This window comes from uncultured Microbulbifer sp., assembly GCF_947504145.1.
Taxonomy (GTDB): domain Bacteria; phylum Pseudomonadota; class Gammaproteobacteria; order Pseudomonadales; family Cellvibrionaceae; genus Microbulbifer.
Map to the genome: position 1 here is coordinate 315,145 of NZ_CANNGQ010000004.1, position 14,661 is coordinate 329,805.

Annotated in this window: 14 protein-coding genes and 1 tRNA gene; 7 read left to right on the forward strand and 8 right to left on the reverse strand. The window is 59.3% G+C overall.

The window, feature by feature from the left end:
• Positions 1-33 precede the first annotated feature (33 nt).
• Together Q1A74_RS14640 and Q1A74_RS14645 are read right to left on the reverse strand one after the other, a co-directional pair.
• The gene (locus Q1A74_RS14640) at positions 34-372 is read right to left on the reverse strand and encodes a P-II family nitrogen regulator (protein WP_066959510.1); all 339 of its coding nucleotides are present in this window, start codon (positions 370-372) and stop codon (positions 34-36) included.
• Positions 373-428: 56 nt separating this feature from the next.
• The gene (locus Q1A74_RS14645) at positions 429-1,157 is read right to left on the reverse strand and encodes a TorF family putative porin (protein WP_299597764.1); all 729 of its coding nucleotides are present in this window, start codon (positions 1,155-1,157) and stop codon (positions 429-431) included.
• Positions 1,158-1,604: 447 nt separating this feature from the next.
• On the opposite strand from Q1A74_RS14645, the gene Q1A74_RS14650 reads away from it, so the two are divergent.
• A complete protein-coding gene (locus tag Q1A74_RS14650; RefSeq protein ID WP_299597766.1) occupies positions 1,605-1,826 on the forward strand; it encodes an accessory factor UbiK family protein in 222 nt (73 codons plus the stop codon).
• A gap of 71 nt (positions 1,827-1,897) precedes the next feature.
• The gene (locus tag Q1A74_RS14655; protein WP_299597769.1) at positions 1,898-3,388 is read left to right on the forward strand and encodes a YifB family Mg chelatase-like AAA ATPase; all 1,491 of its coding nucleotides are present in this window, start codon (positions 1,898-1,900) and stop codon (positions 3,386-3,388) included.
• Positions 3,389-3,409: 21 nt separating this feature from the next.
• Here the strand turns inward: Q1A74_RS14655 and Q1A74_RS14660 are convergent, their stop codons facing one another.
• The 5 genes from Q1A74_RS14660 to Q1A74_RS14680 all read right to left on the reverse strand — a co-directional run bounded on the left by Q1A74_RS14660 (position 3,410) and on the right by Q1A74_RS14680 (position 7,087).
• Complete coding sequence (locus Q1A74_RS14660; protein ID WP_299597772.1) at positions 3,410-3,949, reverse strand: GNAT family N-acetyltransferase; 540 nt, start codon at positions 3,947-3,949, stop codon at positions 3,410-3,412.
• Positions 3,946-4,407: a YaiI/YqxD family protein gene (locus Q1A74_RS14665; protein WP_299597774.1), complete on the reverse strand. Its 462-nt coding sequence runs from the start codon at positions 4,405-4,407 to the stop codon at positions 3,946-3,948. Before Q1A74_RS14665 ends, Q1A74_RS14660 begins: the two co-directional genes overlap by 4 nt.
• The gene (locus Q1A74_RS14670) at positions 4,407-4,652 is read right to left on the reverse strand and encodes a DUF3565 domain-containing protein (protein ID WP_299597777.1); all 246 of its coding nucleotides are present in this window, start codon (positions 4,650-4,652) and stop codon (positions 4,407-4,409) included. Before Q1A74_RS14670 ends, Q1A74_RS14665 begins: the two co-directional genes overlap by 1 nt.
• 56 nt (positions 4,653-4,708) lie before the next feature.
• Positions 4,709-6,124, reverse strand: coding sequence for a hypothetical protein (locus Q1A74_RS14675; RefSeq protein ID WP_299597780.1), 1,416 nt, complete (start codon positions 6,122-6,124; stop codon positions 4,709-4,711).
• 69 nt (positions 6,125-6,193) lie between these two features.
• Positions 6,194-7,087, reverse strand: a complete 894-nt coding sequence (locus tag Q1A74_RS14680; RefSeq protein WP_299597783.1) for a helix-turn-helix domain-containing protein — start codon at positions 7,085-7,087, stop codon at positions 6,194-6,196.
• 173 nt (positions 7,088-7,260) lie between these two features.
• On the opposite strand from Q1A74_RS14680, the gene rep reads away from it, so the two are divergent.
• Positions 7,261-9,294: a DNA helicase Rep gene (gene rep / locus Q1A74_RS14685; protein WP_299597786.1), complete on the forward strand. Its 2,034-nt coding sequence runs from the start codon at positions 7,261-7,263 to the stop codon at positions 9,292-9,294.
• Between the two features lie 110 nt (positions 9,295-9,404).
• On the opposite strand, the gene Q1A74_RS14690 is transcribed toward rep, so the two are convergent.
• A complete protein-coding gene (locus Q1A74_RS14690) occupies positions 9,405-9,824 on the reverse strand; it encodes a c-type cytochrome (protein WP_299597789.1) in 420 nt (139 codons plus the stop codon).
• A 252-nt stretch (positions 9,825-10,076) separates the two neighbouring features.
• Here Q1A74_RS14690 and Q1A74_RS14695 point away from each other — a divergent pair, with 252 nt between their 5' ends.
• The 4 genes from Q1A74_RS14695 to Q1A74_RS14710 all read left to right on the forward strand — a co-directional run bounded on the left by Q1A74_RS14695 (position 10,077) and on the right by Q1A74_RS14710 (position 14,625).
• Entirely contained in the window at positions 10,077-11,057 is a 981-nt protein-coding gene (locus Q1A74_RS14695; protein ID WP_299597792.1) for a transporter, read from the forward strand.
• An 86-nt stretch (positions 11,058-11,143) separates the two neighbouring features.
• Positions 11,144-11,220: transfer RNA gene (locus tag Q1A74_RS14700), tRNA-Arg, on the forward strand.
• A 204-nt stretch (positions 11,221-11,424) separates the two neighbouring features.
• Positions 11,425-12,114, forward strand: a complete 690-nt coding sequence (gene mtgA / locus Q1A74_RS14705) for a monofunctional biosynthetic peptidoglycan transglycosylase (RefSeq protein ID WP_299597795.1) — start codon at positions 11,425-11,427, stop codon at positions 12,112-12,114.
• Between the two features lie 258 nt (positions 12,115-12,372).
• Positions 12,373-14,625, forward strand: a complete 2,253-nt coding sequence (locus Q1A74_RS14710) for a TonB-dependent receptor (RefSeq protein ID WP_299597798.1) — start codon at positions 12,373-12,375, stop codon at positions 14,623-14,625.
• Positions 14,626-14,661: the final 36 nt, after the last annotated feature.

The following is a 14,661-nucleotide window of genomic DNA, read 5'->3' on the forward strand; positions in this document are numbered from 1 at the left end:
TCAAAGAATCGTTCTGGCAATCTGTTCTACTAATTAGATCGCTTCCGCGCCGGTTTCCCCGGTGCGAATACGGATTGCCTGCTCAAGGTTTGCAACAAAAATCTTGCCGTCGCCGATCTTGCCGCTTTGCGCCGCAGTACCGATGGCTTCCAGCACAGCGTCTACCTGGCTGTCTTCCACGGCGATCTGCAACATGGTTTTGGGCAGAAAATCCACCACATACTCGGCTCCGCGATAGAGTTCGGTATGCCCTTTCTGCCGCCCAAAACCTTTGACTTCACTCACGGTAATGCCACTCACACCGGCCTCTGCCAATGCATCGCGCACTGCGTCGAGCTTGAAAGGTTTAATGATTGCGGTTACCAGTTTCATGGTCTCCCCCTATGATGAGAGCCCGCTCAAAGAGCAGGCTCATGTCGTTTTGGTTATTACCAGCTGTAAGATGCACCGGCGACAACCGTCGGCTCACACCAATCGGTAGCCCAACACTCGCTCTCGCTCAGATCGGTACCGATCAGGGAAGCCGAGAGACCCAGGCCACCGAATTCCTTACTCACAGACACCGTGTAATCGATGTAGCTATCGGTATCCGCAAAAAACATGTCGTCTTCTGCAAACAGGTTCAGGCCAGCGCCCAGGTCCAGGGCAATATCATTGGCCAGGCTGAAGGAATAACCGGCGCTCAGGTAGTAAAAGGCACCGGTTGAGGCCCAATAGTCATCGGAATAGGCAAAGCCTACCGACGCATCGCCAAAGCCGAGGCTGCCGTACACTTCCTGGTAATCTTCGTCCCAGTCGCTGCCGTGGTAGGCGTAGTAGATGTAACCAACGTCGTAGCTGACACCGCCGGCAGTTTCACCGGCGTAGCCGCCATAGAAATCCTGCTCATATTTAGTCTCGTCAGCGCCCCAGTTGAAGTCCACCTGGGAGGCCCAGGTGCCCAGGTAAACGCCGTTACCCATGTCCAGGTCTACACCGCCCTGTACCGCGAGGCCAGTATCGCTTTGGGAAATACCACGGAAACGGTAGTCGCTCACCACGCCGACATTTGCGCTGAAACTCGGACCGTCGGCGGCGGTTGCCGCACTGCTGATGGCCATGGCCAAAACGCTTCCGGATACGAGGGCGGCAACTTTGTTATTGAATTTGATTCCCACTGTTTGGTTCTCCTTGATCTCTGTGTGAAATGCTCGTCTTGCTTTTATGTCTGCTTTTTTATCTGCGACTTTGACTTCGCCGGGGAGACAGCACACGCCGCACTCGCCCAGGCACTTCACTTGAAGACCTATCCCCTGCCTTCATTACCAGGGCGATTCGCACAGGGGTACTTGCAGAGTTAGTGCCAACTTTGAGAACCCGCTTTGAAATCAGCGGCTTAGGTGGATTTGCGGGGGATATACCGACACAGGGAACGGGCCGGTCAGAAAATTTGCGCAAAAACAGTGCGCACCAAAATGGAACCCGCACCACCAGCGGGCATTTCTTTTGTGCAGATTCTGCAGCGCGACCCATTGCAGCGCACGGCAATCGTAGCTTGGTGGTAAAACCTCGCTGCGGTACTATTTCCCTTCGTTTTACAGCGGTTTCTTAGTGGAGAATTGCGCGTGGCCCGGGACAAATTGCAACAGTTGTTAAATGAACTGCAACAACAGGGGGCAGTAATCAGCAGTGACCTGCGCGATGCACTGGAGGTCGCAATGGGAAAACTCCCCCTGGTGAGCCAGCGGGAGTTTGACCTTCAGGCGGCAAAATTGGCGCGAGCGGAGGAAAAGCTCGCGCAGCTGGAAGAACAGGTTCGCGCGCTGGAGAGCAGACTCGAAGACTGAAACGAGTCCGTCTTTGCGGCACAGACACCCGCCGAACCTTGTTCACGGAAGACCATTTTTCAAGGAAGAGAATGAGCCTATCCATAACCTACGCCCGCGCTCAGCTGGGCATACAGGCGCCACTGGTGACGGTGGAAACCCACCTCGCCAATGGCCTGCCCGCATTCAACATCGTCGGCCTGCCTGAGGCGGCCGTGCGCGAGAGCCGCGACCGGGTGCGCAGCGCCATCGTCAACAGCCACTTTGAATTCCCTCAGCGGCGCATCACCGTCAACCTGGCCCCGGCGGATCTGCCCAAAGCCGGCGGGCGCTACGACCTCGCCATCGCCCTCGGCATCCTCGCCGCCTCCGGCCAGGTCCCTGGCGAGACTCTGGAACAGTTTGAATTTATCGGCGAACTGGCACTCTCCGGCAGCCTGCGCACCATCCCCGGTGCCCTGCCCGCGGCTATGGCCTGTCGGGACAGCGGCCGCATCCTGGTGACCGACACCGAATCGGCCCGCGAAGCCGCACTGATCGCCACCCCCATCAAGTCCGCGTCCACCCTGTTGCAGGTGTGCGCGCAACTGCACGGCCGCGAACCACTGCCGGATGCAGTGCAGGACACCGAACAGAAAGCGGCGATCTGTGCAGACCTGGCGGATGTGCGCGGGCAGCTGAAAGCGCGCCGCGCGCTGGAAGTGGCAGCCGCGGGATCTCACAACTTGCTTTTTTACGGGCCTCCCGGAACGGGAAAGACCATGCTGGCCAGCCGCCTGCCCGGCATACTGCCGCCGCTGGCAGAGGATGAGCTGATCGAAGTAGCCGCGCTCTACTCGAGTGCCGGCCTGGACCGCGTACGCCAACGACCCTTCCGCGCTCCGCACCACTCCGCCTCTCCCACGGCTCTGGTGGGTGGCGGCAGCAACCCACGTCCCGGTGAAATCAGCCTGGCCCACCGCGGTGTACTGTTTCTGGACGAAATGCCGGAATTCCCCCGCGCCGCACTGGAGATACTGCGCGAGCCTCTGGAGAACGGCGAAGTGCGCATCTCCCGCGCCCGCGCCCAGGTCACTTTCCCCGCGGATTTCCAGCTGGTCGCCGCGATGAATCCATGCCCGTGCGGTTATCTGGGCGAACCCCGCTGCCGCTGCACCCCGGACCAGATCGACCGCTACCGCAGCAAACTCTCTGGCCCACTGCTGGACCGTATCGACATGCAGGTAGAAGTCGCCAGCATGAGCGCCAGCCAGCTGCAGGATGCGCCCCACGGCGAAAGTTCAGAAACCGTGCGCGAACGCGTCCGGCGTGCGCGGGATATCCAGTTGAACAGACAGGGCAAGATCAATGGCGAGTTACAGGGCGGCGAACTGGATGAACACTGCCGGCTGGGCAAAGCGGAAAGTGCCCTGTTGCGCACCTCGGTGGAAAAACTCGGATTGTCGGCGCGCAGTTACCACCGGGTATTGAAAGTCGCGCGCACGCTGGCGGATTTATCCGGGCAGGAAAATATCGGCACCGGGCAAATTGCGGAGGCTCTGGCGTATCGCAATCTGGATCGAAAAACGGTCACGCCCGCATAAAATGTTGCTGAAACCTACAGGCTATTGAGGATTTTTCAGGCGATAGAGCAGGTGCTCCTGCATCGGGTGCCCCTGCGGCAGCCCGGGATGCAGAAAATTTTCAGCCCGGCTCATCCCCAGCTTTTCCATCACCGCGCGCGAACGAAAATTGCCGGGCACGGTAAATGAAACGATTTCCTTCAGCCCCACCTGCTCAAACCCGACCTGCAGGCTCGCTCTTGCCGCTTCAGTGGCATATCCCTTTCCCCAGGCATGAGCAGCCAATCGCCAACCAATTTCCACCGCCGGTGCGAACGGCATATCGTCGGTAACCTGTTTGATGCCGACGAAGCCGATAAATTGCTGATCGACAAGCGTCTCCACCGCCCAGAAGCCCCAGCCATATTGATGGATATGGGCAATCTGGCGATCGATACCCGCATCACTTTCGGCACGGCTCAACAGTGCAGGGAAAAATTCCATTACCGCGGGATCGGCATTCATTGCCGCAAAAGGCACACGGTCTTTCTCCTGCCACTGGCGAAGCTGGAGCCGCTCCGTTTTTGGCTCTACGAGTTTCACCGGCCACCTCTTCTCGCCTGCACCAGCCAGCGATCCAACTGATCCGCAAACGCCTTGCGCTCCTGCTGCCCAAGCGGCGGTGGACCGCCGGTGTGCACGCCGCTGGAGCGCAGTGTTTCCATAAAGTCGCGCATATTCAGACGCGCGCGGATATTCGCTTTGGAATATTTCTCGCCGCGCGGATTCAGTGCGGTGGCATCCTTGTCGATCACTTCTGATGCCAGGGGAATATCCGCGGTAATTACCAAGTCGCCGGCCTCACACTGGCGGACAATTTCGTTATCCGCCACATCGAAGCCGGAGGCAACCTGCACGGCGCGGATAAATTTTGATGGTGGCACCCGCACATATTGGTTGGCCACCAGGGTCATGTCCGTTTCCGTGCGCTCGGCGGCGCGGAACAGGATGTCTTTGATGACCGTAGGACAGGCGTCGGCATCTACCCAGATTTTCGGCATTAATCAGCTTCTCGCGGTTGTTTATCCGGCGGCGCGCCTTCATCGCACTTCTTGCACTGAAGTTCCAGACCGAGCATCTGCTGGCGCCCCTCGCGGGTCACCACCCAGGGCCGATTCTGCCAGGGGGGATCGTGGCGCACATGCTGATTGTGGCCGCAGGCCAGCTGCGCCACATAGTGGTTTTCTTCGTCGCGGTGGTAGCCGGTGATCGGTTGAAGCATAAGCGGTGGCTGCGAAACACTCATAAAAAAGGCACCTTAAAGAGGTGCCTTTATAGACAAATAAACGCGGGAGGTAAAAGCTAATCTCCCGCAGAGGCCACCTGTGAGGATTGCTCGGAAGCATCGGGCTTTTTCTGCCAGCGCGGCAGATTGCCATTGATGAAAATCAGCAGGAACACCGCAGCGGCAAGCGCGGTCCACACATCAAACATGGCCAGCATATAGCCGATCACCAGGGCACAAACCATTTCCAGCGGCTTCTTAACCAGCGGTGCGGCCACCAGGATGCAGGCAAAGGCGGTGAGTGCGAGGGTAAGCATCAGGGCGATGGCCATGATCGGTTTGATGAGGCTGATCCACGGCCAGCACAGGTAAATCAGTGGCAGGCCAAAACCGTAGTAGGAACCGATCCCGCTGTGCAAATCTGCCATCTTGCTGCGACCGGCACTCCAGGTCTGGATGATCACCGCGTGCACCCCGGTCCACAGCAGGCCCTGATAAGGGAACAGCGGCGCGAACAGTGCCGACACACCATTGCGCAGAGCGACGGCAACCTGACTGCGCTCGAAGTCCGGCTTCACCGGATCGTCTTGCCGCGCCGCCTGCGCGCTGCGAATCATCTCCGAACCCGTGACAAAATCGCCAAACAGGATCACGTACGCCACGAATGCCAGCGGCAACACCTCCAGATACATGGACAGGGGCGGCCAGCCGATGCTGAATGGCGAGACCTTGGCCAGGGTTTCCACCACCGGCGGCAGGAACAGCCCCCAGCGGATATCGAACTGGATTTCCCCAACCACAACTCCCACCGCGGCGGCGGCCACAAAACCCGGCAACAGCCCCAGGCTGGAAAGGCTGTCGAGCCATTTGGACTTGGCCCGCAGCGCCTGCATGGGCGCGGAGAAGGTAAACAGCAGAGCCACCAGCAGTGCGGAAATGGCGCTGTACGGGTGGCTCTCGAACAGGGCGATGTCTTTGACAAACACCCGGTCCAGCGCCGAAATGGCGGCGCCGAAAATGATGCCCGCTTTCAACGCCTGCGGCAGCGCGCCCATCATCCGCCGCGACAGCCCTGACAGGCTGAAAAATAGCGCGATGGCAGCGAACGTCAGTGACAGTGCAGTCATCACCTGAAAGCGCTCAGGCCCTTCGGGATAACCGCTGACAATAAACGTGAGCACCAGCGGGAAAGCGGGGGTCAGCATACCCGGCGCAAACGGCTCGCCAAACAACAGAAACGAGGCGCACAGCACGGTGTTTGCCAGCAACAACAGCGCCAGGGACTCTTCGAAGGACAACCCGAAGAACCCCATCATCACCGGCGCCATGATCAGGCTGGTGCCACTGGCCACCACCAGTCCCTGCACAAACTGGGAGGGCACGAATTTCAGGTGCAGGAACGGCACACGCAAGGTAAAGAGCCCCCAGCGCCAGCCGCTGGGTTTGCGGGGTGAAGATTCCAGGCGGCTGCCCGGGGAATTGGTCTGGTCCATCGCCTTGCGCTCGTTATCGTTTTGACGCCTTCGAGCTTAGGTGGGGCCAGACTGGGCCACCATTATTTGTCAGGTAATACTCTGACCCACGCCCTGCGCACTCAGCAGTTGGCGATACAGAAGCGGATGGTCTTCCGGCACCACCGCCAGCTCCTCATCGCTCACCACCCGCTCACCATCATCCCGGTAAATGCGCCCGATCAGCAGGCGCGGCTGCACCAGCTGCGAGGTGGACGACAGGGTATCGTTGTACACGGTGAGATTGACCACACCCTGGTCCGTATTCAGTGCCAGCGGGTAGTCGCTGGTGTGAATCAGGCGCCGCCCCAGCTGCTGCCAATTCTCCGGCAGCGCGCCGGCGGCCTGCAGTCGCTCCAGCATGGCCCAGCCGTTGGGGTTGTCGCTCTGCAGGGTCTCCATGGTCAGGTACAGGGCCAGGCCGCAGGACAGCGCCATACCGTTGTGTAAATGCGAGCGCAGGCCGGTGGGGTTCATCACCAGTTCGTACATATTCGGGTCTTCCAGCAGCGCCGGGTCCACCCGAGGCAGGAAAAATGCCAGCCAGGCCCGATTCACCGAGACCACGCGGCCGAAGTTATCCAGTGCAAACGCGGGCTCCGGCTCCGCGCGGGCCATCGCATTCTGCAGGGACTTGTTCATCCACACCGCCAGTTCCGGTGTCTCGAACACCGACTGGTCGGCAGAGAAGCCCGCTGCGGTGAGCAGATAGGCACGATCGCGGGCACTGAGGCCAAAACAATCCGCCAATGCCCCCGCCACCAGCCGCGATGGCTGGGAGCGCCCGGTCTCCAGGAAACTGATATGGCGGGTGGAGACGCCGAGATCTTCCGACAACTGCTCCTGGGAAAGGCCGAGAGTCTTGCGCCAGAAATGCATCAGGCGCCCGAAGGCACTCTCACTGCGGGATTGATCCACCAGGCTGAGCGGTGTGTTGGTCTTCATGATGCGGACCTGCGTTATCGATTGTTCTTATATTGCCTCCTCTGTACGGGAGGATTCTCGTCGTCGCGCTGGTCAATATAAATCCAATCGACAGACGCAGCCAACCCGCGACGCGACTGATAGAATCTCCCCCCTTGTGTCAGTCTCCGACTTCTCCACTACAGCTGTACCCCATGACCAAACTCAATCCGCGCCAGGCGGAAGCAGTCAAATACATCGACGGCCCCTGCCTGGTGCTGGCCGGCGCCGGCTCCGGCAAGACCAGCGTAATCACACGTAAAATCGCCTATTTGGTAGAGAAATGCGGCTATCAGGCGCGAAATATCGCCGCCCTGACGTTTACCAACAAGGCCGCGCGCGAGATGAAGGAGCGAGTGGGCAAGCTGATTACCGGCCCCGATGGCAAGAAATCCAAAGCCTCCCACGGCCTCACCGTGTCCACGTTTCACAACCTGGGGCTGAATATCCTGCGCAAGGAATACCGCGCCGCCGGCTTCAAACCCGGCTTCTCGATTTTCGACTCGGAAGACGCGCGCAGCCTGATCAAGGAACTGATGCTGCGCGATGGCGACCTGGACACCGACCTGCTGGACCGGGTGCAGAACCAGATTTCCAACTGGAAAAACGACATGCTGGCGCCAAAGCAGGCGCTGGAAAGCGCCCAGAGCCCCGGCGAGCAGGCCATGGCGGTGGCCTACGGCCGCTACTGCGACGCCCTAAAAGCCTACAACTCCGTCGACTTCGACGACCTGATCATGATCCCGGTGCAGCTGTTCGACAGCGACCCGGAGCTGCTGCACCGCTGGCAGCGCAAGATCCGCTACCTGCTGGTGGACGAGTACCAGGACACCAACAGCTCCCAGTACCTGATGGTCAAAATGCTGGTGGGCAGCCGCGGCGGCCTCACCGTGGTGGGCGACGACGACCAGTCCATCTATGCCTGGCGCGGCGCGCGCCCGGAAAACATGAGCCAGCTGAAGCAGGACTACCCCAACCTGCGCCTGATCAAACTGGAGCAGAACTACCGCTCCACCAGCCGCATCCTCAAGGTGGCCAACCACCTGATCGCCCACAACCCGCACGAATTCGACAAGGCCCTGTGGTCTGACAAGGGCCTCGGCGACGAGATCCGTATTCTCAAGGTGGCCAACGAGAATGAGGAAGCCGAGCGGGTCGCCAACGAGATCTTCCTGCAGAAATCCCGCCGCGGATGCAATTTCATGGACTTCGCCGTGCTCTACCGGGGCAACCACCAGGCGCGCCTTATCGAAATGAAGCTGCAGGAAAACCAGATTCCCTACCAGATGTCAGGCGGCACCAGTTTCTTCGCGCGCGCGGAAATCAAGGACGTGATGGCCTACCTGCGCCTGCTGGTAAACCCGGACGACGACAACGCCTTCCTGCGCATCATCAACACCCCGCGCCGCCAGATCGGCACCAGCACACTGGAAGCCCTGGGCAACTACGCCAAGGGCCGCGAGGTATCGATGCTCAGCGCCTGTACCGAGATCGGCTTCAAGGAGCACATCACCGAGGCCGGCTACGAACGCCTCAACCGTTTCGCCCACTGGCTCGAAGGCGTGGCCCGCAACTGCCGGGACAACAGCCCGGAAAGCGCCCTGCGGGAAATGCTCGACGATATCGACTACCCCGGCTGGCTGTCGCAAAACGCCAGTAGCGAAAAGGTCGCCGAGAAACGTATGGAGAACGTCTACTGGCTGCTGGATAGCCTGATGAAAACCATGGAAGGCACCGACGACGAACTGGAGCAGGATGTGCGCCTGGAGCAGGCCATCTCCAAACTGATCCTGCGCGACATGCTCGACCGCCAGGAAGAGGAAGAGGCCACCGACAAGGTCAGCCTGATGACCCTGCACGCGTCCAAGGGTCTCGAGTACCCCCACGTATTCATGATCGGCATGGAAGAAAACCTGCTGCCCCACCGCAACAGCATTGAAGACGACAACATCCAGGAAGAGCGCCGCCTCACCTATGTAGGCATCACCCGCGCCCAGCGCACCCTAACCATGACCCTGGCCGGCAAGCGCAAGATGTTCGGCGAAAACCAGGACACCACTCCCAGCCGTTTTCTTGAAGAACTGCCGGAGGAAGATTGTATTTTTGAAGGATTCGGCAAGGCCTCGCCGGAACAGAATCAGGCGAAGGGAGAGGAGACACTGGGGTCGTTGCTCAGCATGTTTGATTAAGGCCCGACGGCAAACCACTCCGGGGCCCACCCATACCAGATTCGGCCCCGCATCCAGACACAAAAAAGCCGCTCAATGAGCGGCTTTTTTATTACCGCGTAAGCAGTCGCTTACTTGCTGCCTTCCACCATATGGTCAACGGCGGCCTTCACTTCATCGTCGGAACAGGTCATACACAGACCTTTTGCCGGCATCGCGTTGAAACCGCTGATGGCGTGGGTGTAGAGGGTGTCGATACCCTTGGCTACGCGCGGGCCCCAGGCACCAGCATCACCCATCTTCGGCGCGCCAGCCGCACCAGTCGCGTGACAGGCTGCGCAGTGCGCACCGTACACATCGCTACCGCTGCGTGCACCACCGGAAGAGGCGCTGGCCGCCGGCGCTGCCGCCGCACACTCGTCGCCCTTCATACAGATCTGACCCGCCGGCGCGATGCGCTCCGCAATCTCTTCGTCCACCGACTGGGCCACAGCCATCGCCGCACCCGCCGCTACGGCCAGCGCCGCGATAAAACTTACTACACCTTTCATCCATTCCCCCTAAAGGCCCAAGCCGGCCTGTAGATTCCGGCGAATTCGCCACAAACCTCTACCAAACAGCGGCGCATTATAAGCATAGCGCCGCCCCCTGCGAAGGCCTCGACACCGAATGCGGTCCACTTGTGGTGCACAAGGCCCCAAATCCACGACTCAGCGGGTAATATTCAACGCATATTGTGAAGGGAAACTAGACTGACTTCGAACGATTACGGAATAGTCAAAGGAACGGCACAGGTACCTTCCATGATCCGCAGGCCCCCTTCTCAAAACTCGCAGCTCTATATCGCGTTTACGCTGTGCTTTGCGGTCAGCTCGCTATTATTGCCGATCCGCTCAAGCGCCACGGAGGGCGGTATCGGATACTACGTACCCGGCACGATGGCGACACTGATCGATCGCGCGCCAGTTCAAACCGGCTGGGTGTTCAAGCCCCAGTACATGCACTATAGCGGCGACTTCAGTGCTTCCGCAGACACCCCGATAGCGGGCCTGGTCGCCGCTGGGATCGATGTGAAAATAGATGCGGTGGCACCAGGACTGCTGTACACCTTTGAGAAAGACGTCCTCGGCGCAAAATACACTGTGGGGGCCTTCCCCTCCTGGGTAGACGTGACCGTAACAGGCACCATTGAAAGCAATATCGCCAATATCAGTCGGCGGGATTCGGTGTCCGGCCTCGGTGACACCACCCTGATCCCGGCCCTGATGGCCTGGCAGGAAGACTGCTGGCAATACAACTTCATGTTTGCCGTACACGCCCCCACCGGTGACTACGAGGTTGGTCGCCTGGCCAATGAAGGGCTCAACTACTGGGCGGTAAACCCGGTTGTCGGCCTCGCCTACAGCAATCAACCGGCCGGCTTTAATGCCTCGGTGTTTACCGGTGTGATGTTCAATGACGAGAACTCGGACACCGATTACCGCAGCGGCCGCACCTTCCACCTGGACGCCAGCATCCAACAGATGATCAAAGCTGGGGCGGGCTTCGTCACCCTGGGACTGAATGGATTCTGGAGCCAGCAATTTAGCCCGGACCGCAATCCCGGGCGCTTCGTCGACGAGTTCAAGATGCGCTCTTCCGGCATTGGCCCAGTGGTCGGTTATATGCTGCCCATGGGCAAAGATAATCTCCTGCTGGAACTCAGCTGGCTGCCACAGACAGATACCCGCAATACCACCGAAGGGGAATATGTCTGGCTGAAGTTGGTGTACCAGTGGCAGTAACCCCCCAAAACCCGAATCCACACTTTGCCCCGTAGGGGGGCTTCTGTATAATCCGCGTCCCACTGGCCTCGCCAGTGGCGCGTTTTCCGCCCCTAGCTCAGCTGGATAGAGCGTCGCCCTCCGGAGGCGAAGGTCAGAGGTTCGAATCCTCTGGGGCGGGCCATATATAAAAAGGCTACCCATGTGGGTGGCCTTTTTTGTATGTGGCCCGCGCCAGTGGATTTGCCCAATTCCCAGGTTCGAGCTGCAGGCGCGAAGCGTCTGAGACCAGCGACCGCAGGGGGCTGATCCTCCCGGGCGCAACTCCGCACGGGAACTCTTCACAAGATATTGCCTCTCAACAACCAAATCCCCAACCCGAAAACCCATGGCCCGCCCCAACAAACTACTACAGCGAACCGCCAAGGTGGGCCTCTGGCTCGGCCTGAGCTTCATTGCCATTACCACAGTATTGGTACTCACTCTCCGCTGGGTAAATCCGCCCTCTTCCATGGTAATCCAGCAGTGGCAACGCGAAAGCGATCGCAAAGCGGTACAGACCTGGCAGCCCCTGAGCAGAATTTCGCCAAACCTGCAGATGGCGGTTATCGCCGCCGAAGACCAGAAATTTTCACACCATCACGGCTTTGATTTTTCCTCTCTGCAAAAAGCCCTCAACGAAAACCGCAAGCGCATTCGCGGAGCCAGCACCATTACCCAGCAGACGGCGAAAAACCTGTTTTTGTGGAATGGGCGCAGCTATGTCCGCAAAGGGCTTGAGGCCTGGTTCACTCTACTGATGGAGCTGCTTTGGCCCAAGGAAAGAATTCTGGAGGCATATCTTAATATCGCCGAGTTTGGCGAGGGTATTTATGGTGCCGAGGCCGCCGCGCGCAATCATTTCGGTGTCCCGGCGCAGTCGTTAAACCGCTGGCAATCGGGACTTTTGGCGGCGGTGCTGCCCAACCCCAGGCGCATGTCGGCGCGGTACCCTTCCGAGTATGTCCGGGGGCGGGCACACGCAATCAATCGCCAGGTCAATCAGCTGGGTGGTACAGGCTATTTAAAGGCGATGTGAATATATCCCTGTCTGTGCACACGGTTATCCACAATGAAGTTCCCCACAGTTTCCCGGGGTAGACCTGTGAATATCTGCTGGATATCTCTCACCAGCCCAACGGGGTCGTCGCCATGGGCGCGGCGATCAAAATAACGCCAGCCAACTATCGTCCGACACAAGACTATTGCGAACGAATGTCATAGTTCGGTCACAGCCTCGACGCATTTGCTCTCTAACATCCGGCTTTTTGCACAGACCATAAACGCTGGAGTTACCATGAATCATCTTTTCCGGGGGAAATTTCCCGTTTCCATCCTCGCTACCCTGATCGCGGCCTCCGCCGCGCCTGCAGTGGCGCAGACCGCGCCGGAAGACATCGAGGAAGTGATCGTTACCGCGCAAAAACGTGCACAGTCCATTGTGGACGTGCCGGTAACCATCAGCAGCCTGGATGGCGATACCCTGGAAGCGCTGGGTATTGATCGTTTCGACACCCTGTCGGATATGGTGCCCGGCCTGGTGGTGCAGCAGCAGAGCGTCAACAACAACGGCTATGTGATCCGCGGTCTCACCTCGGACGACGGCAGCGCGCCGGGTGCCGCGCGGGTTTCGGTCTATCTGAACGGCACCGATGTTTCGCGCTCCCGCGCCTCCTATTTCGAAGTGTACGACCTAGAGCGTATCGAGGTGGTGAAGGGACCCCAGGCTACCCTGTTTGGCACCGCGGCCTCCATCGGCGCGATGAGCTTTATCACCGCAAAACCCCAACAGGAATTTGCCTCGTCCCTGACGGTGGCAGCGGGCAACTTCGATATGCAAAAGGTCGAGGGTATGGTGACCGGTGGTAATGACACTGTGCAGGGACGCGTAGCCTTTACCAGCCGCGAACGCGCCGGGTACGTGGAAAATGCCAGCGACGAGGCAGATCTGAACGGGTACGAACGCCAGGCATTTCGCCCGAGCCTGCGCATCACCCCCAACGATGATCTGACCATTGACCTGGTGTACAACCAAGATAAAGCCACAGATCCCGGCACGGCGTTTGTCAGCCGCGAGCTGCTGTTCACCGACAACGCGGCACTCAGTGTTCCGGACAATAACGTACTGGGCATGAACGACGTGGGTGTGGACCGCACCGTAAGTGATTTCAATGCGACGGTTAGCTGGGATCTGAACGATCATCTCGCGCTCACCTATATCGGCGCGCAGCGCGACTACGACTCTCTGGAAGCCTTCGATGCTGACGGCACCGAGTTTGAGATGCTGAACTTCTCCGAAGACGCCAGCGGTGACCAGGCCAGCCACGAACTGCGCCTGAATTTCAGCGGTGAAAAGGTCAATGGTTTTGTCGGCGCCAGCTATTTCGCAGAGAGCGCGCAGCAGTCGGTGGGTTACGCCAGCGACGAAGGTACATTCCTGAGCTGCTCCGGCGGTCTCGCCGCGGCGGGCATTGCCGGGTGTAACGCCGATACCACCGCCCTGCTCACTGGTGGCGCAGTGTCTGAGCTGCTGTATGAAAGCGAATTCACCAATACCGCCGACAACAGCAACCTCAACCTGTTCGCGGACGTCGCCTATCAGATAAGCCCGCGTCTCGAGGCCACCGCCGGCGTACGCCTGGTGCAGGAAGAACGCGAGTCCGGCTATGTCAGTACCCTGCCCAATTCCATGCTGCTCGCAGCCCTGGGTATCAACAGCGACCTTTTCTTCGGCCTGCTGCCCAACACCGGCGGCGTCCTCATTCAGGGGGATACCGACAACTCCGCCGTGCTGCCGCGCTTCAACCTGCTCTACAGCGTCAGCGACAACATGAATGTTTACGCTACTGTATCCCGCGGCGAGCGCTCTGAAATTGTGGATATGTCCTCCGGCAGTGAAAGCATTCTGCCTTCAGAGGAAATCGACAACTACGAGCTGGGTATCAAGGGGCGCCTGGGCGATACACCACTGGATTACACCCTGGCGGCTTTCTACCAGAATTACGAAAACTTCCAGGTCAACGTGGTGGATCAGGAAAGCGGCCAGAGCCGCACGGAAAATGCGGGCTCGGCGACCAACACCGGTCTGGAAGCGGAACTGCGCTGGTATCCCACAGACCAGCTGCAGGTTCTGGCCAATGCCGCCTGGATTGATGCGGGCATTGACGACGATTCCGGCAACGGCAGCTATGCCGGCAACCAGTTCCGCCTGCAGCCGGAGCTGACAGCCGCACTGGGTTACGTGTATGAAACACCGATCAACGGTGCACTGATTTTTACCAGCAGCGGCAACTGGAGCTATCGCTCTTCCGTGTACTTCGATATCGCCAATCAGTACGAAGAAGATGCGGTGGACCTGCTGAGCCTGCGCGCGGGCATTGCCGCCAGTGATCACAACTGGGCGCTTACCCTGGCGGCCAGCAATCTGCTGGACGAGGAGTACATCATGGATGCGGGCAATACCGGCGGCGCCTTCGGCTTCCCCACCTACATCGAGGGTGCACCGCGTATGATCAGTGTGGAATTCAACAAGCGTTTCGGCGCATTCTGATTCCCTGTCTGGCGGAGTCCAAACGCCAGACCACAA

Bases quoted from the DNA above. Each gene is read 5' to 3' on its own strand.
- Q1A74_RS14695 (WP_299597792.1), top strand. From the start codon at position 10,077: ATGATCCGCAGGCCCCCTTCTCAAAACTCGCAGCTCTATATCGCGTTT.
- rep (WP_299597786.1), top strand. From the start codon at position 7,261: ATGACCAAACTCAATCCGCGCCAGGCGGAAGCAGTCAAATACATCGAC.
- Q1A74_RS14665 (WP_299597774.1), bottom strand. From the start codon at position 4,407: ATGCCGAAAATCTGGGTAGATGCCGACGCCTGTCCTACGGTCATCAAA.
- Q1A74_RS14710 (WP_299597798.1), top strand. From the start codon at position 12,373: ATGAATCATCTTTTCCGGGGGAAATTTCCCGTTTCCATCCTCGCTACC.
- Q1A74_RS14675 (WP_299597780.1), bottom strand. From the start codon at position 6,124: ATGGACCAGACCAATTCCCCGGGCAGCCGCCTGGAATCTTCACCCCGC.
- Q1A74_RS14690 (WP_299597789.1), bottom strand. From the start codon at position 9,824: ATGAAAGGTGTAGTAAGTTTTATCGCGGCGCTGGCCGTAGCGGCGGGT.
- Q1A74_RS14670 (WP_299597777.1), bottom strand. From the start codon at position 4,652: ATGAGTGTTTCGCAGCCACCGCTTATGCTTCAACCGATCACCGGCTAC.
- Q1A74_RS14655 (WP_299597769.1), top strand. From the start codon at position 1,898: ATGAGCCTATCCATAACCTACGCCCGCGCTCAGCTGGGCATACAGGCG.
- Q1A74_RS14680 (WP_299597783.1), bottom strand. From the start codon at position 7,087: ATGAAGACCAACACACCGCTCAGCCTGGTGGATCAATCCCGCAGTGAG.
- Q1A74_RS14640 (WP_066959510.1), bottom strand. From the start codon at position 372: ATGAAACTGGTAACCGCAATCATTAAACCTTTCAAGCTCGACGCAGTG.
- mtgA (WP_299597795.1), top strand. From the start codon at position 11,425: ATGGCCCGCCCCAACAAACTACTACAGCGAACCGCCAAGGTGGGCCTC.